We start from the raw sequence: 24990 nt of genomic DNA on the forward strand, positions 1-24990 counted from the left end.
CTGTTGAAATGTTCAAGTACTTGCTCGTGCGTCGTTTTATTTTCGCTGGCTGGAAGGGCTTTGCCTTTGCGGCAACCCAGTCTTTTTCTCGCTTCTCCCGTATCCTCAAAATGCTCGAAAAAAGACAAACTCACTGAAACACTTATGAAATTTCCTAAAGCACAGCATTGCGTTTAGAAGTGTGCTGCTTTGCTTTGCCATCGTGAAACTTACGTTGTTAAGACAAGTCTATCTGTAATTGCTGCACAAAATACAGCAAACTTAGAGTGAGGCCGAAGCCTCACTCTGTTCCGTTACTTCTCGACATTGGGCATGGAGAGCCAGCCGTCCCGGATGACGGCGGGGGCGCTTCCGAGTTGGGGGCTTGTGTCCGGGGTGAGCAAATGGGAAGTCACCTCCCAGCCTGTACCTTTGACCTCCACCCACTGCCATTGTCCCTGTGTGCCGCCGGGCAGGGGTAGGCTGATCGCATCCACTGGCGTCAGGATCGGACCAACCCGGAAGTTGGCAGACATGTTTTGCAGGGCAGGGGCGATCATTTGCGGGGTGAGCTGAGCCCAGTTTGCAGGAAGCCGTGTGGATGTCACCGGGATCTGACCGCGTGGATCAACCAGCAGGACCAGATCAACATATGCGGGCGCCTGTGTGCTGCTCACTGTGACGGGAATATCCGCACCGGAGTTGATGTAGGTTCCCGTTGCCTCTGTTGTTGATCGGGTCAGTGTTTGCTTCACAGACTCTGCAGAGGCATTTGTCAGTTCCTGCTGATAGTTCCTTGCTGTGATCAGCTGGCTGAAGTCGCCGTTGACATAGCTGCCCAGAACACCGGAGGCTGCCAGTTCAAAGTCGCCAATGGAACAGGTCGTCTGATACCCTTGTACGGGAGATGCCGGCAAGCTGGCCTCGGTGAGATCAACAGGGTCCAAAATCAGCGGTCCTTGCTGGGTCAGTGCCAATCTGGCGCTGACCACGGCGATGGGGGTTCCGAGCATTTCCTGTAGATTGCCATTCAGCGGCTGACCGCCTTTTGCGCTCATGGCCCAGCTGTTGAGCGCTGCAAGCTGCAACAGCCCTTCCAGTGCGGCGTCACTTTCTGAGAGCTGGGTTGCCAGCAAGCCGGTCAACATGTCTTCAAACAGTGGGTTTTGAACCGTTGGAGGCGTTCCCAGAGAGATCGGCTGTCCGGGAGCACTTTCCCAACGCAAACCAGCGCTGTTTTCAGAGTAGATGGACCGCACTGTGCCAGCGGGAGTGCCATCAGCCTCGAACACCATCATGGACTGTTCCAACCGGTTTGGCAGAAGCCAGCCGATGATGGGGGTAGAGGCACTGGCGGAGTTGACAGGGACGGAGACTGAGGTCTCTTCTGAGCCGTTAAAGGTTGCCGCGCTCATCAGCATGAGATCAAGCTTTGCCGGTTGTGTCAGAGCTGGCTCCAATGCGGCAAAGTTTGCGCCGGAATCTGAGTGCAGTGCCGGTGGTATTGTCACCACCGGATTGGTCGTCTCACCATCATCAATCACGTTCAGAACCTGACCAAAGGCGTCTGCGATGTAAACGCCGGTAAACTCAAAACGCCCCGCTCTTAAAGGCGCATACAGTTCCGTATCTGTTGGAACAGCAGAGGACGCAGAGAGGATTGCCTGCCGAATGTCAGGATCATCAGAGGTGAGCATGGACATTTCCTGCTTACGGCTCAAAAATGCCTCTTCAAAACCACTCATGGTCTGAATGAGCACATCAAAGCCAGTGCCCGTTGCTTCTGCATCAGTTAGGAATGACTGCTCCTCTGCGGTCAGCTTGCTGAACTGTGGTGAGGGCTTGATGAAGTTTTGCAGTCTAGCCGAAAAGACACCAAAAGCGGTGCCATTCAGGATTGTCTGGCCGCTTAGCTCAAACGGGCCGCTGCCTGTAGACCCTAAAGACTGTGATGTGTCTGGATACCAGTTTGCTTTCCAATCCAGAACCAACGGGATCCATGGTGCAGAGTAAGACAGGCTCACACCAACCGCAGAAGGGGCGACACCCGTAAAGTACTGGGGTGCATTAGAAACCGGATCGTGATCTTCATCGCTGCCGCTGGTTGGATAAATCGTTTGCAGTGCAGTGATGATTGCATTGCCGAATGCTTCCAGCTCGCTGGCCGTAAGCTCTTGTCCGGCTTCACTTGCAATTAAGCTTGCAATGTATTGAGCATTGCCTGGATTGAGCAGGATTGCTTCTGCCAGAAGCCATTGATACTCAACAGGAAGAAGCGAGGAACTGGTAATTCCGAGGTCGCTAAACAAGGTAGAGGCTGACACACTTCCAGAGATGGGATTGCTGCTGTAATCCGATGTCCAGGAGAATGTGAACTTGCTCAGAGTTTCTCCGGTTACTCGCACGTCCAGCGTGGTTTTCTGGGTTGCTGAAGCTGCGGCGGTTAAGGTCTGGCCTGCGATCCCTTTGCCTGCAACAATAACTGCCGGGTCATTGGGAGACATGAACTGCGAAAGCGGACTTTGCAAAACCTGAAATGTGGAACCAACGCTGGTTTCCAGCTGGCCTTTGTGATCATTTACGGACTTGGTTGCGTTTGCAAGTTTGGTGTTTTGATCATCCACTTCAGACTTAAAGGCAGCTAAAGCAGTTGTGTAAGGGCTCGCGTCAAACCCATTGCTGTCTGCTGTTTTTGCTTGCTCTTCAAGGTAGGCAACCGCAAAAATCCGCCAATTCAGGTCGGCAATGTACTCAGAGATCTGGTCGACCTCTGCCTGTGACTGGTTGAGGTCTACCAGAAGCGAGACCTGATCATTAGTAAGATTTACGGAGATAGCAGAGCTGCTTGCGGGCAATGTGCCGGGAGCTGCATTGTTTGCGTTGGCTGGGCGAACAACCCACTGGATTCCTCCGGGTGTAGGAGAGAAGGTGGTGGCCTGAGCCGTGGCATCAAAGTTGACGGTGCTGCTGTACGTATCGGCTGGAAAATTGCCAAACACGGACATCAGGAGATCATTCTTTTGAGTGCTTGTAACTGCTGTTGAAGCCGTTGTTTCGCTTGCAGTGTTTGCTGCAAGCAATGCTGCCAAAGCCTGACTGGAGCTTTGCCCAACAGACAAAGCCAGATCCGTGACCCCGGAAGACCCAGGAGTGTAGTCATGGTCTTTGCCCTGCCACGGCAGATTTAGGTAGACGCTGTTGCACAGCATCTGGCTGGGGTAGATCCATTCCGTGGTTGCTGAGGAAGGGTATTTTGCGGCAAGCCACTTTTCCCAGTCCTGTTTAGCCTCGGTCTCGCCGCCTGCAAGTGTCCAGGCAAACTCGGTCATGATCTGCTGCCAGAGAGCTTCTGCATCCTCTGCAGTCGACTTTTGGGAAACACCCGCGAACGGGTCTTGCGTGACTGGCTGATACCAACCAATCAACATGTAGCCTACGGTTACATTCTCCGTGTCATAGTTTGTCAGCGGGTCATGGAAGGAGAGCACGTTTTGTGTTCCGCTGTAAGCTGCAGCCCACCGGATGGATCCGGGTGCACTTGCGGTAATGTCAGCGGCATTGGAAAGCGGGTCGGCATTCCATTCAGCCAATGGCATCGCGCGGCCCAGACCTTTGGCCACGAGTTGAGGTGTGTCTTTAGAGCTGACAGCTGTGTTGAGCAGCCATTGCGCTTCCGTTTGTGATGTGACCTCACTCAAATAGTCGCTTTCGATAATCCAGGAGGTCAACGCAGGCTTTGCAGCCGATGATGTAGAGAGAATACGCGTGACCAGCCAACGGTTTGGCAGGTCTGGATAACTCATCATGCCTTCTTCATTTTGTGTGCCATGACGCAGCGCTTTAGGCACGGTGAAGTGTAGGTGAGCTCCTGTTTCCAAAGCATAATTGGGAGAAACTTCGGTTGTAATGGCAGATTTGCCGCTCAGCAGGTCGTCATAGTTGAGGCCCAGCTTGGCCCAGTTTGCCTTTTGGTTGGGCATGCCAACCAGCAAGCAATCCATCTGCATCGGAGCAATCATGCGTGGTCCGCTTACCACGGGAGAGACTGCGGTTTCATTGTAAGTCATGCTGCTTCTCCATTGGTGTTATTCTGAGAAGTTGAGGACCAGCTGAACGTGAATTTGCCAGCAGGCTTGATCAGCTGAACAGCAAACTGACCGGATGTTAGATCTGAAGAACCTTGCAGATAGCTGTCATTTGCGGTGATGACCGCAGCCAACAGCCGGGCGGTGGCGTCCATGCTCACCACGCCTGTACTGCCTGTGCGCATAGAAACATCAATGTCGTCAGCACCACCACTTTCATTTGGAATTTCACCTCCGACATTGGAGCCGGAAATATACCGGGCGGGGATCACATGTCTGCCGCCTATGTCAAAGATCCCGAACTGTAAATGTTGCTCCGGTTGAGTGAAGCTGACACTCTCGGGAACGCCATAAAACATGCCGAAAGCAACCGAGCTTGAAAGGTTCTGCTTTTGCAGGCAGACAAGAGGATTACCGTCCGCAGCTTTTGCTGAAACAACCATCTTCGGAAAGTCAGTGACTAGTTTGGAGCGAAGCAGGTAACCGGTGATTGGCTCAACCCAACCTTCTCCATTGTTCACCTGTGTCATAGCCTGCGTGACTGTGGTGTGCGCGCTGCCCTGATAGTGGGCGAGGGAACTGTCATCCAGAATGCCAACGCTCAACGCGCCCATGAGGAAGTAGTAGATCCAGTTCTGATCTACGACGAAGAAACGCAATTGCTCAGCGTCCAGTAAGCTCGCATTTGGAACCAGATAGGAAAATGGCAGACCGGTAAGCTGCGCCTGACGAGCAAGCCAGCTTTGAATGCTCACCGGTGGAGGAGGAAGTGTGTTTTCTGAAGATGTTGCTCCACCAGAACTGAGATAATCCCGCGCCTGACTGTAAGCGTTGTTGGTGCGTTCCAGCGCTTGATTGACTGCATCTGAACGCCAGCCTGCAATTTGTGTCAGATAAGAGGGGGATGATAGTGCCAAAAGGCGGCCAACCTCAAAGGCTGCAGCGTAAGAAACGTCAAAGACGCCGTTTGACTGATCATATCGCAGCAGCTGATCACTATGTAAAACTGCAGGCAGGATGCCTGAGGTTTCAGGAGGTGTAATTAGATCTTCTTTCGTGGCAACAGGTGCAAATGGCCCGCGGTACCACGCAGTCATGGTTTCACCAGAACGCATGTTCCAGGTGAGGGGGACAAAGCCTTGCTCCAGAATTGTCCCGGCCTGTCCTTCAAGAGTACTCTTGATCTTGAACATGCCGGCGCCGCCGCTTTCCGAGATCTCCTGAAAGTCAGTACAAAAATCACCGGTGTCTGTGACTGTTCCCATTTGCCAGGAGTACAACACGGCGACCCGCACAGCGGTTTTAGTCTCCGCAATGCTTTGGCTGCCACCCGGCAAATACTCACCAAGGCCTTCAAGGCTGATCAGGAAGATATAGTTGCTCTTGTCGGTTTGAGGGAGCCGGTTGGCGACGATGATGGAGTAAGTTTCAGTCCCAGCTTCTCCAGTTGTCGTTCCATCATCACTGCTTGTTTTGCGCACATGGGCAAGAAGCCTCATATCCGCTGCAGACGGCATGTTGGCTGCAAACACATCCTTGGGAATGTCGAGCATCTGGATCTTCTCATCCTGCTCTTGCGTGGTTGGGGCCGGAGAGATGACAGGTGCCAGAATGTCTGCCGAGGACGGGGTGATGAGCGTACCGACAGTCCCAGAGGTAACAGGCAGACCAGAACCGCCGAGTTCGTCCTCGGTCAACACCACAAGCGCCAGCCACGGTGCATGTTCCACTGGGTCTGTGTTTGGTACGGTAAGCTCACTTTCCCACGGTAGACTAGGAGAGCTGAGCGTGATGTACGGCAATGTTTCCTGCCAGGCACCGGGAGATCGCGATGGAGGAAAAACCTCCACCACCTGATCCGTACTCATGGAGAGCTTAGGGCCTGTGACAGAAAAATCCAGCGATGTGGAGTAGGGCGTACACTGATCTCCGTTTGAGGAACTGACAGCACAGGTTCCATCCTGTTTCACGGTTTGATCAACCGACAGGGTGTAGTTACCCGATGGAAGGGCTGGTACATCCTTATCGTAGATTTCAACTTGTCCAGCAGTCAGGCCAGACGAGGTGTTGGAGGCTTGTTCTTGCATTGGAAAATTCCTTCTCTTCGTCTGGTTCTAATCAGTGCCGCGCATCAGTGTGATCTGGCCTGCCGCTTTGCTCTTCGCTTTGCCTGTGACAGGGGCGGCGAATGAACTGAGGGTCTGCCTTGACCAGGTGGCTTTGAGCTCTGACGAGGATTGAATGCTGGCAAACACGCCCTTGATGGTCGGGCATGCCGTTGTACGTAGACGCACCGGCTGATCAGTTGTGCCTTCAAAGAAGAAGACTTTTGCATCACCCAGATCGAGCGTTTGTGAAGGCGTGGCCTGTTTCCAGCCTCCAACCTGAGTGCCGTGCTTGATCAGGATGTCTTGTGCAGACACCTCGCTTGCACCCACCGTGATCGCGATGGACCGCGCGCCGCTCGGGAAGCATGTCTCAAGCGTGCCATTGATGCTTGCGCCATTCACGTTTTCCAGCACGTCCGCGTCGATGACATTTTTCAGCAGAACAGGGCCAGGCTTGAACGGAGTGGTTTGCTCAAAAGCTCCGCGGGTGAAGACCGTACAACCTTCTCCAATCAAGCGGCCATCTCCGGCTAGCATCAGCTTTTGGTCGATCATCCAGCCATCAAGGTGGAATGGAATGTTGTCCCGGCCAGTTTTACAGAACACCGCCGCACGGTACGTTTTGGCTGGCAAGGCCACAGTCTGATCGTGGGTCTCAGTTTCAAGCAGCACACGACCAGCGCGATCCAATGCGACAACTCTGAGCGATACGTCATTGAACCCGCTGAGATCGAGGAGCAGCGGTAATGTGCTCTTTGATGCCTGAAAGAGGTAAGCACGACCTGACTCTGCGGAGACCTCAGGTATCCTGTAGTGGAACGGTGTTAGATTGCGCCATGTCCAACGGACACGTTTTCTGGATGGCAAACCGCCAGAAGCTACAGTTACTCCACGAAGTTCTCGTAAACTGCCATATGCAATCAGATCCACGCTGCCTTTTCCTGTTTGCTCCAGAACCTCCGATGAGCCAGAGGTGTCGGTGGAAGGTTGGGCAATTGCCGGCGGTGTACTGGAGGCCACCGGCGGTGTGTCCACATAAGTGTCGATAGTTGCCAGCTGTGGAGGCGCAATCATGATCTGATCGGCATACTCCTTCATGATACTCAGATCCGGGTTGTCTATGGCAGTCAGATTCACACTGTTCAGTGCCGTGCTGATTGCGGATCTGGTCTGCTCAACACTTGTCGATGCGATGGTCGACTGGATGACATCAAACGCATTGTCCTGTGCTTCCGGCTGATCTCCGTTGATCTGCGGAATATCCGCAAATGGCAGCGGCGCATCCGAGCTTTGTGCGCAGGTTGGCTTGTAAGCCGAACTCATCGTGATTGGGCCTACACCACCAGTTGGTTGAGACACAGTGGTACCGATGGCCAGTCCAACAATTGCGTCTTTGATGACTGCATCTTCGTCAGATGAACCAGCTGTCGAACTGCCATCAGACCAGAGAGCGGACGGCACGCCATTTGTGATTGTCTCCACAGTAAAACCAGATGTTTCTTCTGTTCCGTCTGCTGATGTGATGGAAACGGTCAGCTCCGTATCTACGCTGTCTTTCCAACCCACAGGCTTCACGCCGATAGGAGCAGAACCGTTGAAGGTCTGGGAGGTGTTCGTGAACGTGGCCGAGGTCGCCGGAATAGCCGAGGTGATCTTGAACTCAGCGGTCTTGGCCTGCACCGTATTGGCCGCTGCACCTGACACCTGACCTGCCTGAACAGCCGCAATCAGTGGGACGATCTCGTCGTCTTTTTGAGCATTCTTAGGCAGGAATTTTTGTGCAAATGCATCCCACGACAAGGCTGCCTGACTGCTTGATCCACCATCTCCAAACGGAATGGAGAAGGAAATGATCACCCAGTCTACATAGACCGAACCTCCAGTTTGTGGGCCATACAGGTTCAGACCAGCTCCGAGAGATGCAGAGAAGGTTGAGGAACCGATCCAGTAGTCGATGGTGTAGGAAACACCTACATCCACGTGCACATCAATGTTGTAGTAGAACGGCGCCCAGCTGATCAGGAAGTCCGCACCAGCATCAAACCAGGCATGAAGTTCACCGGAATGGAACTGTGCACTTAGATCAGCACCGGCCATGATGGCACTTGGGGTGAGGGCAAAATAGGTGCCCCCGGTGATGGATGTGTCATCATTGATGCGCCAGTCAAAACCGACACGTGGTACGGCTGGATAGTAATTCGGTGGTGTAAAGGCGGGTGAATAACCTCCTAGAGTAATGACAAAGTCACCTGCATTCTCATTGTCTCCAAACCATGCTCGGACTGCAAAACCACCTGTCAAATGGCAATCATGCGAAAGCAGGAAGGAGCTTGGAGAGAGTTGACCTGTGAGCGCAAACTCACCGTCAGAGGGATCAAAGCTCATGGTGACGCCCAGCTCGATATAGGCCAGAGCCTTATCGAAGGAGGCGTTTGGCGGCATGGTCGCCTTTGCCAGACCAATTGCATCAAATGAAAAGCTGGCGCCAAAGTTCGCAATGAGCATGGCAAAGGTATCCACCAGCTCAAAGCTGGAGACATTCATGCCAGCTGCGCCCCAGTAATTACCGATTTGGGGAGGGATGACCTCATCAAATTTGGCCAGCACCTGACCTGGGGAACTTCCTTCCGCGATGAATGTGGGATCAGAGACCGCCTGAATGAGAGGGAAGCTGTCCACTTCACTCACATCTGGCAATGTCAGGCCACGGTTGACTGAAAAGCCACCGGCAAAGCCTTGAATGGAGAAGGCTGGCGGTCCGCCAAGCGCGCCACCGGTGCGTACGTCACCAAACACAAACAGTGACGTGGTTTGGGTTCCTCCATCTGTTGGATTTGCAGGCATGAGGGCATAGGAGCCAACCGCTGTAAGTCCCAGAAGACTGGTGGATGCGTTGATCTCGCCGTCATAGCTGATGATGTTGTCACTGGTTTGCTTCAGTAGGTCACCTGAAAGCGAAACCGTGCCACCTTTGAATGCGAGAGCTAGGCCAGAAAGATCCAGACCATATCCATCGAAGTTGGTTGGGTCGGTGATGGGAATAGTAATATCAAGTCCCATCACCTCCAGCGTCACAGCCGTGGTTTCAATGCCGCCATCAAACAGCATCCCGAGGCTATGTGTGTCGGCGTGCCAATCGGCACCGATACCATCCACTTGCAAGGGACCAAAACTGCGCTGAACTTGCAGGTAAATTTCTGAAACTGGTTTGCCGTCTTGTTCTAGTGCGGCGCCAAAGGTGCCGTCTGAGATCCAACCCAATGTTGCATCAAACGCGGGGTTTACAGCAGGTTTGGCTCCTTGAGCGCTTGAGGACGAAGACCCTAGCAAGTTTTGAGCAACTGGGTTTGCACTGGAACCTGTGACGGAACCGGGGCTGAGTGCAAATGCAATGTTGACCAGATCACCTCCGGCGCCATAGCTTTCAACAGGATCATCTTGTCCAAACTTCAGAGCAAGAAGACCCTGAGCGGTGATACCTCCTAGAGAAAAACGCGAGAGGTCAATGAGTGGTTTGCCGTTTTTCCCATCCAGAGACGCCCCAATATAGGCCGCTGAAAACTGCATGTGCTCAAAATCTGGCCCGTCTTCAGGAACACTGAGCGTGACGGCCAGACCGGGTTTGTAATCGTCAGTGTTGGATTTTCCGGCCTGCTTAATCCAGTCACCTGCTTCTGAGTTACCAAGCTGAAGGGCAACACCGCTGTTTTTGATCGAAATACTCGGGATCACGAGTGATAAAGTATAGTCTGATGTTGTCTCCGAACTGTCACTGGTGTCTGAACTGATTTGCAGTTTGCCGTCATCTGGTAAGGATACAAGAGTAAGTGGAGCACCAGCAGTCAATGTGCCCAAAACTGAGTTGATCAAAGAGCTAAGTACGCTGCTGACGGTTTTATCTGCCATTGCCTCCGGAGATGCGGGCATGTAGAGGCCATCATCCTCGCTGATCAATCCTATGGACGTCAGAATAGTGCCGGGAGCCGGGATCTTTCCACCCAATAGCTTTTGAGTGAGCCACGCCTTTGTGACACTTGCGTTGAGCAAACCAAGTGCTGCGTAACGCGGCAGAACATGTAAGGCCAGATCTTCCAGCCATGCATCTATACCACCGCCTGCAGTTCCATCTGCACCGGGGAATGGCACGGGCAGAAGTTGTGCATTGTACACCTCATAGGCACTGCCACCTCCAATGGGATTGAAGATAAGAGAGAAACTCTTGCTGTTAGACCAGTCCAACGCGATACGCGGACCGGTGTTGCCAAACAGGTCAGCTTCTACACTCAGCCCCATATCAAATTGAATGTCACCGCCTGTCGCAAGGGGATAGCCAACTCCGGTTTCAGAGAGTGTAACCTGAATACCCGATCCGGCATCAAATCCAGCCATAGTCCAAAGGCCAACCAGACCATCTTTACTACCAAAAGAAATCTGAGAGGAACCACTCTGATCCAGTTTGTAAATGACCAACCCATCCTGCGCGGATACTCCTTCCAATTCAGTAGAGAGGAATGTGGCAATCGCTTGTGCCGTAGCTGAAGCATTTACGGTAGACAGCCTCTGCTTGATCCATTCGATCGCAATTTCTTCCAGAGACTGGCCGCTATCTGCTTCAGTCGCTGACTGGATCAATCCATCAACAAGTTCAGAAATTTGAAGAGCTTCCGCTGCGGTTTCGAGTTTATTGACAAAGTCTGAAGCACCGCTAGTTTTCAGTTTACTTAGCAACTCGGCTGTTGCTTCTGAAATGAGGTTTTGGGTCGCTTGAGCTGCTACATCCTCTGCAAACTCCATCCAGCCGTTAAAGGGGATAAGATTCAAGGTTGGGCCTTCCTGCTGCCCTACAGACAACATGAAGGTGTTATCAAAGCCGGCGGTCAGTTCGAATTGAGGAGCCGTACTTGAGATAGAACCAGACAGCGCGATCTGAGCTGTCGGAACCGGAACCAAATCAGGCGTTAAAGCGAGCCCGAATGAGAGTTCTGAGATTGAGAAGTCATCAGAAAGCTGCAGTTCCTCCGCCAACCGTGGTGAGATCGAAAACTGATTGGCATCTACATCTGCGGTAAATACCAATTCAAGATTGTATGGCAGGCCTGCAACCGTCACGCTGTTATCTGCGGGCCTCAGATAAATGCCGGAACCGGGTGTACCCTCTGCTGGTAGTTGCGAAAGCAAACGGCTCAGGCCTTCCACATTAAAGACGCCGTTGAGGCCTATTTGAGTTTTCTCCAGCAGCCAATCACTAGGATTTTCAATGAACTGTATCGGCAATGTAATATAGGTACGATCATCTTCACCTGTTTTAGTAAGGCCAAGGGCATCGGCAACACCCATAGCAACGGGATGAGTACTGAGGACCGTGTCTAAAGCGTCAGCAACGACACGACCCAGCAACATGGCTGGAACAGTTTTTTCAAGATCCTGTAAGAGGGTGTTCGCATCAAATGGATAAAGAGCGACAAGTGTCGGCTTCAGTGAACCATCAGAGGAACCAAGCATTACAGCGGCTGAAAGTTCAGCACTTTCAAAGCTGTTGCTCGAAAGAGAGAGTGTCAGAGCACTCTCAATCTGGGGTGCACTCAGATCCACTGAGGCTGTCAAACTCTCACTTGTCAGATCAAAACTGATGGATGTATCCAACTGAAGAGAAGAACCGAAAGTTACGGGACTGGTAAGCTCTAGTTTGAAGTCGTTTGCATTCAAAACCGTCAGTTCCAGAGGACCGAAACTTGCTGTGGCTGTGGATTGAACAAAAGCAGCTGCTAGAGCAGCTCTTTTCTCTGCACTGTCCATCAACGCAGAAAGTTGCGTTGGGAGGAACAATGCAGGATTTGACATCAATGCCAGAATTGAGTTCGGGACAGGGAGGTAGCCATCCTCCTTGGAAGTGATCAGGTCCAGAGCTGCCAGAACAGCCAGCAGCTCGTCTGGAACACTCGGCCATTCAAGTCCGGACACAGACTTGATGAGGTTGATCAGATCCTCTCGTTGCTGAACCTGCTCCAGCAGATAATTTCCCGCCTCTTTAAAGAACGAAGTCGGAGCTGCTGTGAGTTGCAGCCATGCTTGAGCGTTCAGAGCGAACTGTCCATCCACCATTACTGCAAGGCCAGCTGTTTCAAGTAGTCCGCCTAGCTTGGAGAGTGTTTCATTGCCGCCATAAGCGTCTACAAATGCTGCAACGCCTTTGTTCAATAGGGTTAGCAGTACTTCGCTATGGGCGGCTGAAAGAGCGGTTGCTGGATTGTCAAAATCTACTCTGATTGGCGTATTCTCATCAGCAGGGGTCACCGACAAAATTGGCGCTATAGCCGGGCCCTCTGAGGTGAGCACCAATGTGAGACCTATCTGGGCGGAGCTCAATGTGTTCTGGATGAGATCTCCATTTACACCCGACAAACCAGCAAGAAGGGTAACAGAAGGCGTGTGGGAGTCAGTCGAAGTCGAGCTGGAGTACAGCTCAGCAGAAGTCTCAACGGAGATAACAACGTCGCCCAGAGTCTCTGGAGAAAAAGTCCGTTGCAAACCAACGATAACACCGTCTCCTGCGTCCTCCTTGTCCCAGATAGCCAGATTGATGCCCGTGGACGTCGGCAATGGGACAAGGTAGGGATCGCCATTGCTTGAAGTTGAGATCTGCGGCGCGGATGTATCATCACTTAAAGCCCAGCCAAGTAAAGACAGCGCAGCTTGCGCCTGTGTTTGCTCAGAAAGCAGACTGTTGATCTGCCTGTTGATCGCCTCCAATGGATTGGTGAGAATGTCAGCGCCAACGCGTGGCATATCGTCGGGCCATGTAATGCCAGCAGGCATGTTCTGTGCAGTTGCTCCGCCAAGCAGACCTAACCATCCATCCAGCAGCAAGCCTGCGCGCGTGCCTGTGCGCAGCAAAGCCAAACCGCTAATCCCAGCGAGCAAAGGAGCAAAAGTGGCTGCACCCGCACCGGATAATTTATCGACCCAGGACACACCTTGTGCGAATTCCAGGTTGCTGCCACTTGCGACAACCGTGTCACCGTCTTTCAACTGAGATTGAGCCACATTGATCTGCCAGCCAAACCCATTTTCTGATGACCAGCTGACCTGCGCATCAGCCCCTTCAATGCCAAGGGTAATGCCGGAGACCGCGGAGGTGGTGACGCCTTCTGGCAATGCAATCTGAAAGCTCAACGCATTGAAAGCATTTGCGCCTGACAGTACTTGATCGGCGCTGGAAGTTTCCAATGTGAGAAGGTCGGCACCAAGCGAGATGTTCAGCGGGGTTTCAGAACTCAGTTCAAAATCTGCTCCGACCTGAAGTCCGACAATCAGATTTGCGTCTTCTGTATAGGCACGCAGATAAGCTTTGATCTGAGCGCCCATGAGCGGGAATAGCCAGGGATCCTGCGAAGTTCCGGCTGCAGATGATATCGAGACCGCTTGTGAACCACTGGTCATCAAGGTTGCTATCATCTGCGCAATCCATTGGGCAGGTAGTGCACCAGAGATTGGTTGATCCGCATTAAGGACCGCATAATACCACTTCTGCAGAGCCCCTAAGGGATCTGTAATGTTACTTGCAAACTCATCCGTGCTGAGAGGAGGTGCAAGATCCTGCGTCCAACCACTGCTGGTGGGAGCAGCAAGGCCTATCAAGACAGAAAGAGCAAAACCAGGTGTACCCGCAGATGTGCCCAGTAAATCGTGGAGCTTTTCGCTCACCGCAGATGCCAGATCACCAGCAACGACACTTGCAACCTTCTCCGGCTGCAACAGATTGAGAGAGGCGTGTGAGGAGCCGGCCATTTCAACGGAAACAAGCTCAAACTTCGGCAAGAGGTTTACATTCTCACCGGATGGAGTGAGTTCAATCCCCAGCTCCAGTGATCCAACCGCAAAGGCTTTGCCATCATATATCGCACTGATGAGGTCCGAGCCTTGGGTTTTGCTCTCAAGGGTAAGCTGAGCAGCAAATGGTGCAGGTGCAACAGAAAGGGCACCGCTGTTGAAACCAAGATCAACAAACGTGAGCGAAGCCGACGGAACAAGTTGAGCTTCCGATGTTCCCAAAGCGACGGCATCTGCATCAAACGCCAAACCTGGCAGCAAGTGAGTTGTGCCATCATTACTAGTCGTTGCCTGAAGTGTCAGGTATAGCGTCCCAACGCTTCCGATGGTCTGGAGGGCATACTGATAGGGGGCTGCTGGAGTTCCTTCGCCAGAGGCCTGTGTAATTGTGCCAGTGATCAAGCCAGTCAATGCAGCGCCCCAAGCATTGAGCGTTTTGGTATCACTAGAAATTTGCAGGAGCCAATCGACGAAGGGCTTGGTCAGGTCTTCACTGTTCTCAAGCAACGAGAGCCAGTCAAGGGCAGGGACCTCTCCGATATCAGCAACCTGTCCGCCAAAGCCTATTGCAGGGAACAGTAAGGATATCTCAGGCGAGTCTGCTGGCATGACCTGCGCCAGCGCCGCGATGAGAAGCCCTCGTACAGCTCCCATAATTTCTTCATTAGAAACGGCTTGGAAATCGGCTAGGTTAACATCGTTGGCCTGTGCCTCTCCTGGAATCTTAAGTTGAAGAATTTCAAGACTAATGTCGACGGGAGAACCTGTTGTATTCGCAGGAACCATAGCGACGCTCATTTGAAGGCCATCTAATGAAAAGCCTGCGACTTCGACAACCGGTCCCGATGAACTGGCAATCTCGACACCCAGCACAATACTCTCGTCCGGATCTGTCAGCGCCACCTCAGGCGATCCATTCACAATGATAATCGGAAGAAGGCCCCAAATTCTGGCCTGCAGATCGGTGGAGATATTTTGAACTGTCTGGAAACCCACCCCATATGTCAGTCCGCCCTGAGTTGCTGGTCTGGAAATGAGGTATGGGCCGGACACATCTGCTGTAGTTTCTGCATCATTTGCTTGCAGCAGCGGATACCAGGTGCCGAGGCTATCTGTTGAAGCACTGGGAATATTGAGAGTAGCACCACTGCGTGAACCGATAAGTTCTTTGATCAAGGCAGGTAGATTGCTCTGGGGATTTTTAAGACCGTCAGCAAGATGAGAGATTGGATCAGAAAACCAGTCCTCCACCAGCGAGTATTCAGAGGAACCTTCCTCTGTTTGGATGAGTAAACCGGCGAGTACAGCCAGTTGCAGTGTGGCAGCATCTAGGTCTTTTTCATTTATTGTTATTGTCACGGCGCCTGTTCCTCACATCTTGAGTTGCATTCAAGTCTGTGAGGGAAGACGGGCGACAAAGGCCCGCGTGAGTAAGGCTAAGTATCAAGAAAGAACGTGGTTAATGAAGGTCTTAAATTTGGGTCTCAAAGATCTTCCCCAAATCAACTTTCTCCAAGCTTGTTTTCAAGGCGCGATCATATCGCGTCTCTTTGCGGATCACTTTGTAGTCTAGATGGGTGTAAAGCTGGTGAGCTCTGGTGTTTTGGGCGGTGACTGTGATGAGGGCGGTGGTGTAGCCAGCGTTTTGGATTTCTGCTTCTAGGGCCATGAGCAAAGTTGTGGCGATGCCTTTGCCTTCAAAGAGAGAATAGACCCAGAGATCGGTGATGCGGTTATCGTTGAATTCTCTTGCTGCAAAACCAGCGATGTTATCACCGAGTTGAGCAACTAAAATATGCTCAATGCAAGCATGAACGAAGGGCTGGAAAGGGTTGTTTGCTTCCACGACCTCCGCACACAAAACGGGGAGGAGAGGTTTGATGCCGTTTCGCCAGGCATCCAGCTCGATTGCAGCCAACAGATCAACCTCTGTGGCTTTGGCTGGGCGTATGTTGATGGCTAGTGAAGGTTGCTGAGTAAGGTCCATGGTAATCGGTGAGGGGGCTTGGGCTTGCCTATCTTGTTCGCTTGAAACTTTGGAAGCCTTTGCAGGCTGGGGGGCTTGGGGCGTTGGGTTGGCTGAGTTCACTACAGGCCTTTTTTGTGACTGAGGATGCGCAGGCAATTGCCTTTCTTTTCTGAGTATTTGTTGTTGCCGCACTGGTGAAATCTGCTTTGATTAGAGCACAGGCTTGATTGACGCTGTTGTTGATGGCGGTTGCTGTCGGGGTTCTCTTTGAAGAAGCGTTGATGCCGACTTGCAGGAACGCGCAGGTCTTCAGTTTCTCGCACATATTGGCGATGGCAGAATTGAGATCGGAGGTCATTCCGGCAGAGGCAATGCTGGACGAGGCAATGAGAAGCGAAATTGCCAGGCTGAGGTTTTTCATAGGACACTCAGATTTGTATTGGTCACATGAGCATTGTGAGTTGCTGCCATGACCAATACAAGCACCAAGATCTGTGGGCTTTACCTAAGGTTTTGCGTTGCTGCTGTGCTGAAAATTGCCCGCTTGCCCGTCCTCGCAAGCTGGTTCAAACACTTTATTTCAGGATAGAAACTTTGCCGCGCAAAATGTCGAAGAACATCACAAAGTCGCCAAGCAGGCTGTAAAACGGAAACTTGAATGTGGCTGGTTTGTTCTTTTCAAAAAAGAAATGCCCAACCCAAGCAAAGCCATAGCCAACGATTGGGACCGCAAGCAGCAGCGTCCATAGGCCGAATGAGATGATATAAGTGAGCAGCGAAAGCACCAGCGCGGTTCCCACAAAATGCAATCGGCGACTCACGACATTCCCATGTTCTGCCAGATAAAATGGATAGAACTCTTTGAAACTGCCAAACTGCTGGTTATGGCTATTGTTTGCTTCACTCATTGCGTTATCCCCCCTTGATTTGCCGGTAGTATGTTATTAGTACCCCGGCTTGACGCGTGATGAACAATCTTGCGCGCTCTCCCAATCCTGCCTCTTTTTGTGGAAGAAGCATAGACCTGACCAAATTGCGCATGGCGCGGGCGTGTTCACGATAGCGCTGTGTTGGGTTCAAGTCCTTCGCACGTTTCTCCATGCTGATGCTTGTGTGGTTTTGCCCGCGCACCAGCAATGCAGATTGGTTATCGGCGCTTACATTACTTTTGGCAGCCACATAACGGATTGCAAAGCCAATGCGGCGATCGCTTGTGGTGTTAGCATCCGAGCCATGCACGAGTTTGAAATGGTGCAGCGACATCTCACCGGGTTTCAGCTCCATATAGATCTGATTTTCCGGCTCCAGCTCTTCCTCCGGGATCTCCTGTCCGCGGGTGAGAAGGTTGTCTTTGGCGTAGGTGTTGATTTGCGTGCGGATGGATTTGTGACTGCCAGGCTCCACCTTCATCACACCTGATTGGGCGGTGGCCGGGCTCAACGCGACCCATGCGGTGACCACATCATCAGCGTCTACGCCCCAATAGGCTGCGTCCTGATGCATGGAAACGTAGGAACTGCTGCCTGCCTCCTTGGTGAACAGGTTGGTCATCAGGCATAAGATGTCCGGCCCGATCAGTTGCTCAACCGCGTCGAGAATAACCGGATGATGGACGAGTTCATCTGCCCAGTCATACAGAAGATATGACTTGTTGCATTGCGCTTTGTCCATGGGATGCCCTTGCAGCTTCTCAATTGCTTCAAGTTCTGCACGCATGCGGATGGCATTGTCTGGTCCAAGCACTTTGATGGGAAACAGGTATCCATCCTTTTGGTAGGACCCTGTATCAATTGTGTTAGCGGTATCTGTCAGTGTCATGCTGGAACCATCCTTGAAATGAGTGTTGCGAAGGTTGCAAGAAGACCGATTGAGGCTGCACCAAGAAGAATTGAGAGGGCTGGTATGCGTTCGCGGGTTCCCGTTTGCGGGTCGAGCCGCGTAAACAGCATTGCGTAGAGGTTGCCAGACATGAACGCCCATGCGCAAAGCATAAGAGCGATGCCCATTGTGCTTTCGAAAATCAAAGCAGAAAAGACGAGTAAACTGCATGCGAGATAGTCGTCGATAGACAACGGCCAATATTTATCGGTTCTGATTAAAATGAGCGTTTCGCCGACACTGAGTATAACGGCGAGAACCACTGCATAAATTGGCAGATAAGTTTGAAACTCCCCCAAAATTCTCCCTCCTGAATATATGGAAACAGCGTTACCGAGTCTTGTTGTTGTGTCAAGTTATTTGATCTCGATCAAAACTGGAGTGTTTTTCGGTACATGAGGGAACAAGGCGACTAGGAGACAGTCGAAAACCAGATACAATGGCAAAAATTGGGGGAGCCAATCGGAATGACCGTTGATGTTGACCGCAGAACAATAAAGCCGGAAGCACTTGAAACACTTCGCCGAACCATTCTGGAGATCTTCTCCTCCGGGATGTATCAGGATGTAGGGATACGGCAGATCTGTCAGCAGGCTCGGGTGAGCCCACAAACGGTCTACAAATACTTTGGCAATAAGGAAGAGATGCTCTACGCCTGCATTAAAGGAGATCTTGATAACCTTTATGCAGAAGCAATGGCTGCCGCTGGTACTGCTGATAACACGGTTGATAAGTGTCTGGTCTTTCTGGATGTCTGGTGTGAGTTCTATTTTGCCAACCCAGGCATAGCGCGTGTTGTATTCTTGAACATCCCACAGGCTTACTGGATGGGTAAGACCCAGTTCACTCATGTTGCTTTACACGATGAAACCACCCGTACAATTGCACATGGTCAAAGTGAAGGTTCAGTCTGGGATGAAACTTCTGCTGAACTGTTAGGGCAGGCGATTATGGGTATGGCGCATAGGTTGCTTACACGTTGGCTCATGACAGAGAACGCAGATAGCGCGGAAACAAAACGAGCTCTGGCGAGGAGCATCCGAAAACTTCTGCAGCCCTAAACCGCAATGCGGAGGTTAGTCCAGTTCAATATCTGAGGCATGAGAGATCAGACGCTTCAGGCTGTTCATGCCTTCATCGACGGATTTTTGTGCCTGAATTGCCTTGCCGTTTTCAATATGGCCTGCTGCGCTGTCGAAGTGATTTCTTACGTTTTCTGCTTCTTTTTCATAGGCGTCGAAGCTTTGTCTGGCATTTTCATCTGATTGGCTGATGAGCTTGAGGTCTTTGTGACGATCAAGCCAGGAACTGGCATCGTCTTTTAGCTGAGTAAGTTGCTTTTCAACCCACTGAACCTGCTCCTTGGCCTTATGGGTCAGACTGTAAAGCTGGAAGCGGATTTTTCGGAGTGGCAGGACCTTTTCTTCCGCGTCTTCAATTCTTCCGGAAATCAGATCTGATTGAGCTGAAGTGAGCAATGTCTTCAGTGATTTGCATTCAGCTTCATATTGATGAGCATTCGGCAGGGAAGCTTTGATAAAGGGCAACCGTTCATAGGCTTGCTCCAATGCACGGCGCAGGTTTTCAATCTTCTTGCGCGTTGGGATTGGTTTGCCCTTCTCAATGGGCTGATCCGCTTCCCCATCTGCCGTGGTCGCATTGCTAAACCAGAGCTGCTGCATCTGGAACAGTGCGCCTTCGTTGTCGTGCAAAATGGCTGTTGCACCTTGATAATCGCCGGTGCTTAAAGCTTGCTGTCCTTTTGGAGTGGAAGTCGCAACCTTTTCAAAAGCTGAGGTAAACTGTGTGAGCGCTTCGGGCGAGTGTTCAAGCTCTGGCGCACGTTTGTTTAAGGATGTGGCGTCAGCAAGTGTTTTATCCAGTTGTTGCTGCGCCTCTTCTTTGTTTTTCTCGATCTGCTCCTTGGCATCATCATAGGCCTTTACAAAGGCTTCTTTCTTGCCAGCAATCTTACCCAGCATGAACTTCAGGCCCTGATAACTATGATCAGAAATCGCCTTTTGCATGCGCAAGAGCGGAAGGTTTGCAATACGGTGAGCCTTATCGAAGTCAGTGGTATCAACGCCCCATTGCGTCAACTCATCGCGATGCTTGAAAGTGTCTTCAACGGTGTTTTGGTAGGCCTCGACAGCTGGCATCTCCTTGGCAATCATCGCATCAGCGTGCTCACATCCCTGCTGCAGAACCTTCTTTCCCTCGGTGATGTGATACTGGACCTTATCCAGCAAGGTCTTGAGCACGCTTATAGTTCCGGCATCAGGTCGCTGCTGGCCAGAAAAATTCTTGTTAAACTGCTTGAAGGTGTTGCTGATCTTTTCGATCTGTACTTTGAAGAGATCAATATGCTCTTTTGTCACGAGCTGTTTGCGGGCCTGCGCGTCCAGCTTTTGTGCATTTGTTGCCAGCGCCTGGTATCTATTGGAGAGCTGCGTAATTTCAGCTTTAAACTCAGTTGCCGCGCGTGCTGCCTGCTCCTGATGTGCAGCTGTACTGTCTTTAGAAACCAATACGCGAGCACGCCGTGCTCCAGGTTGCCCCGGATTCACTTCATTGGGACGCTTGTTGTGCTCTGTATTGTCAGAATGCGTTTCGTCCGGTTGAACCTCATCCACATTCTTTAAATTCAAGTGCTTAAGGACCTGATCAGTCCATTTTTTCTGTTCGGGAGTGAGGTCAGACTTCGGCATCGAGATGCTCCAATCGAATGCGCATATTTTTGCTTCTTACTTACCTATAAGACCAAAATGCTGAGCAATCTTAAGGGAGATGGCGTGAAATGCGTCGTTGAGTTAATCGAGAATTGAAGAAGGGCAAAGATTTTATTGTAATTTTCAGGGAGGAAGGATGAAGGTGTAACTCTGGCCTTTGAAGCTACTGAAAATGTGACGGTCATCACAGAAGTGCTGCTGGCGCACATAATTTACAATTTGCGTCTGGTATGTACACTTGCAGCTCCCTAATTTAAGCAGCGAGAAATGGGCAAGATGAGCAGGCTGTGTGCCTCAAGCTCGCATGTAAGAGATTGCAAAAGCGAATGATTAAGAAGATTGCGGGTGGCGTGCTAGGTGTAGTGGTGATCGGCGTTGGTACGATTTACGCCAGCGCCTACACGAACATGGGGCAAAAACCAGATGATGACCACAAAGCGCAGCTAACGCAGTCCAAGCAATGGGGTGATGATAGTTTCGCAAACGAGTTGCCAATGGTGCGCGGGCCGTTAAGTGAGATTTTCCGCCAGTTTGTTCTGGAACCAACCGACCACAACAGACCGCAACAAGACATTCCTGTCGAGACAATTGGTGATCGCCTCAATGTAGCACCGGAATCCGGGGCTCGCGTAACATGGTTTGGTCACTCCACGCTCTTGGTCGAGATGGATGAAACGCGCATTTTGATTGATCCGGTCTGGAGTAAACACGCCTCTCCAGTGCCTTGGGTGGGCGCTGAGCGCTTCTATGATCCGGTGATCGCTTTGGAAGACCTGCCTGAGCTCAATGCTATTGTTATCTCCCATGACCATTATGACCACCTGGATATGGAGACGGTTCAGAGACTGGCGCGGCAGCAGGTACAATGGATCGTGCCGCTTGGGGTTGGGTCTCATCTGGAATATTGGGGTGTTTCCAAGTCCAGTATTACCGAACTCGACTGGTGGCAATCTGTGCAAGTTGAGGAGACAACTGTTACGGCCACCCCTTCACGGCACCGATCAGGCCGCTCTGTCACGTTTAGTGATGTGAATGCAACCCTCTGGGCTGGCTGGGCCTTTAACGGGCCGGAACACTCAGTTTTCTATTCTGGCGATACTGGCATGCATGATCGCTTTGAAGAGATTGGCGAACGCCTTGGGCCATTTGATCTGACCGTGATTGAAACGGGCGCTTACAATCCGCTTTGGAAAGACACTCATCTGGGACCAGAACAGGCTGTTTTGGTGCACAAACTGGTGAAGGGCAAAACAATGCTGCCAGTGCACTGGGGGCTGTTTGATCTGTCCTCCCACAACTGGACTGAGCCTGTTGAGCGCGTCAAGGTAGCTGCCGAAAAGTACGGCGTCGATGTTGCCATACCGCTGCCGGGTGGTTCTGTCGAACCGGGACAAGTCATCTCTACGAAAGCCTGGTGGCCAAAAGTGCCTTGGAAAAATGCCGAGGAACGTCCGATCTGGGCAACGCAGGTGGAAGACGCGGTAAAGCGTGCCAAGGAGATGAAGGGGAGTACCCCTCAAAGTGTAGCAACACCCTCCAGCTAACGACCGGAAGACAGGGAGAGCCGATGAATGCCGCTCTCCTTCTTGCATTTAATAGACCGCGAGGACACGGCCCGGCCCACCTGTCCCACCTTTGAACTTTGGTGCGCCAGCAATGATTGTCGCACCTGCCAGCGGTACTTGATCCAAGTTGGTCAGATTCTCGATGCCATATCGGCCAGATCCCAACCAGAGATAGTGCACGGGAAAGTCTTTTGTTGGCCCGTAATCAATGGACAGGGTGTCCACGCCAAGTCCGTAGACATTGCGCTCATCAATCAGAAACTTAGCCGTATCCTCGTGAAACCCGGGGAAGTGCAGAACACCCTTGCCGTCTTCTCCCCGGTACTTATCTGTGCCTACAAATTGCGGCCAACCAGAAAGTATCGCAACACAGGCTCTGTCTGGAATGTGTCCATGCTGCTGTTCATACTTCAAAATGTCTTCTGGTGTAACACGGTAGTCAGGATTATTTGCCGCCTGATCGCGCACATCAATTACGGCCAACGGGCAAACGAACTTCTCAACCGGGATCTCATCAATAGACTGGCCGTCTTTGCTGAAATGGATCGGAGCATCGAAATGTGTTCCCACATGCTCATGATAGTGGAGGGTCTTCAGGTTCAGCCCGTCCCTGGCAAAGGTAAATTCATAGCTCTCCTCAAACGCAGGACCACCCTCAAACGTTGGAAAGTCCGGTGTCAGTGTCTGGGTGAGATCCACCACGTTTGAAAATGAAACGGCTTCGGGAATTACATTTGCCGTCGCCGCCAAAGCAGATGCACTCAGCACGGCGCCACCCGCCACTGAGGCCACTGCTCCGCACAAAAATCCTCGGCGCGACAACCGCTCCCTCACCAACTGCACAACACACGCATCACACATATCCGTCCCTCTGTAGTTTTGCTCAAAAGCGTATGTGAGAAGGGTTAAGGAGGGTTGAGCGGCGTTAACACACAAGGAAGAAGCTCTTAACCTAAACGGTACTGCTTCCCAAACACAAAAAAGCAGCACTCGCCGGGCGGGGAGTGCTGCTTTTGGTGGTGGGTGCCCCTGAAGGTTCGGGAGGAGGGTAAACCTTCAAAGGCACCTTATGTCTCTGTCAGTTAAATCTGAGCAGAGAGATCCTTGGCGAGTTTGATGTACTTGTCGCCAACGATGAGATGGAGCGCTTTGTCTCCGGCTTTCATGACCTGAATGCCTGCCTGTGACAGCTCTGGCATGGACACACCAGCGATATCACGCAGTTCTACGCGCACGCGGGTATTTGCAACAGCCTCAACAGCTACCACGTTATCCTTGCCGCCAAGCTGACCAAAGATTGCAGCCGCGTCGAGACCTTGCTCAGCAACAGGTTGTGCAGAAGCACCGCCGCCTTGCAGGTAGATCTCCATGTCGGTCTTCAGGTTTTCAGAAGCCGTTCCGAAGATGGCCTGCGCGCCGTTGCCGACACGGATAACACCGCGGGCACCAAGTGCTTTCAATGCTGCATCATCAACCTTGGAAACATCTGCGGTGCTGACACGCAGACGGGTGATACATGCATCTAGGTTGGTGATGTTGTCTGCGCCGCCGAAGGCTTTCACAAGCGCTGCTGACATTGCATCTTCATCACCGCTGGCAACAGCTGCGGAAGTCTCAGTTGCAGCTTCACGGCCCGGAGTTTTCAGGTTCAGGGCTACAATGAGAATACGGAACACAGCGTAGTACAGAGCTGCGTAACCCAGACCAAACACCACCAGCATCCAGCCGTTGGAGGAGAGTGGGTAAAGCAGAACGTAATCGATGAAGCCGTGTGAGAAGGTCATGCCGTGCTTGATGCCGAGCATGATCATCAGGGAGTAGCCAACACCCGCAAGAATGGCGTGTGCAATGTAAAGAACTGGCGCAACGAAGAGGAACGCGAACTCGATTGGCTCAGTGATACCAGTCAGGAAGGAGGTCAGCGCTGCGGAGATCATGATACCGCCAACCATGGTGCGGTTTTCAGGTTTCGCGCAGTGCCAGATTGCCAGTGCAGCTGCAGGCAGGCCCCACATTTTGAAGAGATAGCCACCAGCCATGTTACCAGCAGTCGGGTCACCAGCAAGGTAACGCTGGATTTCGCCTGTTACAGCCTGGCCGGTTGCCGGATCAATGTAGGAGCCAGCTTCGAAGAAGAATGGCACGTTCCAGATGTGGTGCAGGCCGAATGGGATCAGCGCACGCTCGATCACACCGTAGATGAAGAACGCAACTTCCGGGTTTTCTTCCGCTGCCCAACGGGAGAACGCGTTGATGGCACCGCCGACTGGAGGCCATACGAATGATAGGATAACGCCCAGGAAAATACAGGCAAACGCAGTGATGATCGGCACAAATCGCTTACCCGCGAAGAAGCCTAGATAATCCGGCAACTTTATGCGGAAAAACTTATTGAACATGAACGCAGCCAGCGCGCCCACGAGGATGCCGCCAAACACCCCGGTATCGATGGAAGTGATGCCGAGGATCGGCTTGGTTTCGATCGCAAGTGTTTCAGCAACAACGCCCATTGTTGCGAGAAGAACACCGTAACCAACCACGGCAGCAAGGCCGGCAACACCGTCGTTTTTAGCGAAGCCGAGTGCAACGGCAACTGCGAAGATGATAGGCAGGTTACCGAAGATCGAACCACCAGCCTGAGCCATCAGGTGGTTGATGAATTCCGGAATGAATGGCAGGTCAGCTGCGCCGACGCCGAGAAGGATACCAGCAGCTGGAAGAACCGACACTGGTAGCATTAGGGACTTACCAACCTTCTGTAAGGCACCGAATGCGTTTGAGAATGTACTCATTGTTTTTCCCCCAGAGTTGCATGGTGTGCGAACACGCCATGCCCCCTGACTTTTG

General features: G+C 51.9%; 13 protein-coding genes. 2 read left to right on the forward strand and 11 right to left on the reverse strand.

Annotation, left to right across the window (positions count from 1 at the left end; translation table 11 throughout):
* Positions 1 to 293: 293 nt before the first annotated feature.
* The 8 genes from PsAD26_RS08885 to PsAD26_RS08920 form a co-directional block, all read right to left on the reverse strand.
* Complete coding sequence (locus PsAD26_RS08885; protein ID WP_063310102.1) at positions 294 to 4046, reverse strand: hypothetical protein; 3753 nt, start codon at positions 4044 to 4046, stop codon at positions 294 to 296.
* Entirely contained in the window at positions 4043 to 6151 is a 2109-nt protein-coding gene (locus tag PsAD26_RS08890; RefSeq protein ID WP_063310103.1) for a hypothetical protein, read from the reverse strand. Before PsAD26_RS08890 ends, PsAD26_RS08885 begins: the two co-directional genes overlap by 4 nt.
* A 27-nt stretch (positions 6152 to 6178) precedes the next feature.
* A complete protein-coding gene (locus PsAD26_RS08895) occupies positions 6179 to 15361 on the reverse strand; it encodes a DUF6603 domain-containing protein (RefSeq protein WP_063310104.1) in 9183 nt (3060 codons plus the stop codon).
* A gap of 112 nt (positions 15362 to 15473) precedes the next feature.
* A complete protein-coding gene (locus PsAD26_RS08900; protein ID WP_063310105.1) occupies positions 15474 to 15989 on the reverse strand; it encodes a GNAT family N-acetyltransferase in 516 nt (171 codons plus the stop codon).
* Positions 15990 to 16017: 28 nt separating this feature from the next.
* On the reverse strand, positions 16018 to 16392 hold the full coding sequence (locus tag PsAD26_RS08905) for a hypothetical protein (protein WP_063310106.1): 375 nt from the start codon (positions 16390 to 16392) through the stop codon (positions 16018 to 16020).
* Between the two features lie 154 nt (positions 16393 to 16546).
* Complete coding sequence (locus PsAD26_RS08910) at positions 16547 to 16879, reverse strand: DUF962 domain-containing protein (protein ID WP_063310107.1); 333 nt, start codon at positions 16877 to 16879, stop codon at positions 16547 to 16549.
* A gap of 4 nt (positions 16880 to 16883) precedes the next feature.
* Complete coding sequence (locus PsAD26_RS08915) at positions 16884 to 17789, reverse strand: phytanoyl-CoA dioxygenase family protein (RefSeq protein ID WP_063310108.1); 906 nt, start codon at positions 17787 to 17789, stop codon at positions 16884 to 16886.
* A complete protein-coding gene (locus PsAD26_RS08920; protein WP_063310109.1) occupies positions 17786 to 18148 on the reverse strand; it encodes a hypothetical protein in 363 nt (120 codons plus the stop codon). Before PsAD26_RS08920 ends, PsAD26_RS08915 begins: the two co-directional genes overlap by 4 nt.
* Positions 18149 to 18316: 168 nt before the next feature.
* Here PsAD26_RS08920 and PsAD26_RS08925 point away from each other — a divergent pair, with 168 nt between their 5' ends.
* Positions 18317 to 18910 carry a TetR/AcrR family transcriptional regulator gene (locus tag PsAD26_RS08925; protein WP_063310110.1) on the forward strand — a complete coding sequence of 198 codons (594 nt, stop codon included), beginning with the start codon at positions 18317 to 18319 and terminating at the stop codon, positions 18908 to 18910.
* A gap of 15 nt (positions 18911 to 18925) precedes the next feature.
* On the opposite strand, the gene PsAD26_RS08930 is transcribed toward PsAD26_RS08925, so the two are convergent.
* On the reverse strand, positions 18926 to 20557 hold the full coding sequence (locus tag PsAD26_RS08930; RefSeq protein WP_063310111.1) for a hypothetical protein: 1632 nt from the start codon (positions 20555 to 20557) through the stop codon (positions 18926 to 18928).
* A gap of 347 nt (positions 20558 to 20904) precedes the next feature.
* Here PsAD26_RS08930 and PsAD26_RS08935 point away from each other — a divergent pair, with 347 nt between their 5' ends.
* Positions 20905 to 22122, forward strand: coding sequence for an MBL fold metallo-hydrolase (locus PsAD26_RS08935; RefSeq protein WP_063310112.1), 1218 nt, complete (start codon positions 20905 to 20907; stop codon positions 22120 to 22122).
* Positions 22123 to 22170: 48 nt separating this feature from the next.
* Here PsAD26_RS08935 and PsAD26_RS08940 read toward each other — a convergent pair whose 3' ends face one another.
* Entirely contained in the window at positions 22171 to 22926 is a 756-nt protein-coding gene (locus PsAD26_RS08940; RefSeq protein ID WP_244278186.1) for a cyclase family protein, read from the reverse strand.
* 299 nt (positions 22927 to 23225) lie between these two features.
* On the reverse strand, positions 23226 to 24935 hold the full coding sequence (gene ptsG / locus PsAD26_RS08945; protein WP_063310114.1) for a PTS glucose transporter subunit IIBC: 1710 nt from the start codon (positions 24933 to 24935) through the stop codon (positions 23226 to 23228).
* Between the last annotated feature and the right edge of the window lie 55 nt (positions 24936 to 24990).

Origin of the sequence: Pseudovibrio sp. Ad26, assembly GCF_001623285.1 — a bacterium.
Taxonomy (GTDB): Bacteria; Pseudomonadota; Alphaproteobacteria; order Rhizobiales; family Stappiaceae; genus Pseudovibrio; species Pseudovibrio ascidiaceicola.

Bases quoted from the DNA above. Each gene is read 5' to 3' on its own strand.
- PsAD26_RS08930 (WP_063310111.1), bottom strand. From the start codon at position 20,557: ATGCCGAAGTCTGACCTCACTCCCGAACAGAAAAAATGGACTGATCAG.
- PsAD26_RS08885 (WP_063310102.1), bottom strand. From the start codon at position 4,046: ATGACTTACAATGAAACCGCAGTCTCTCCCGTGGTAAGCGGACCACGC.
- PsAD26_RS08905 (WP_063310106.1), bottom strand. From the start codon at position 16,392: ATGAAAAACCTCAGCCTGGCAATTTCGCTTCTCATTGCCTCGTCCAGC.
- PsAD26_RS08890 (WP_063310103.1), bottom strand. From the start codon at position 6,151: ATGCAAGAACAAGCCTCCAACACCTCGTCTGGCCTGACTGCTGGACAA.
- PsAD26_RS08900 (WP_063310105.1), bottom strand. From the start codon at position 15,989: ATGGACCTTACTCAGCAACCTTCACTAGCCATCAACATACGCCCAGCC.
- PsAD26_RS08915 (WP_063310108.1), bottom strand. From the start codon at position 17,789: ATGACACTGACAGATACCGCTAACACAATTGATACAGGGTCCTACCAA.
- ptsG (WP_063310114.1), bottom strand. From the start codon at position 24,935: ATGAGTACATTCTCAAACGCATTCGGTGCCTTACAGAAGGTTGGTAAG.
- PsAD26_RS08935 (WP_063310112.1), top strand. From the start codon at position 20,905: ATGATTAAGAAGATTGCGGGTGGCGTGCTAGGTGTAGTGGTGATCGGC.
- PsAD26_RS08910 (WP_063310107.1), bottom strand. From the start codon at position 16,879: ATGAGTGAAGCAAACAATAGCCATAACCAGCAGTTTGGCAGTTTCAAA.
- PsAD26_RS08925 (WP_063310110.1), top strand. From the start codon at position 18,317: ATGACCGTTGATGTTGACCGCAGAACAATAAAGCCGGAAGCACTTGAA.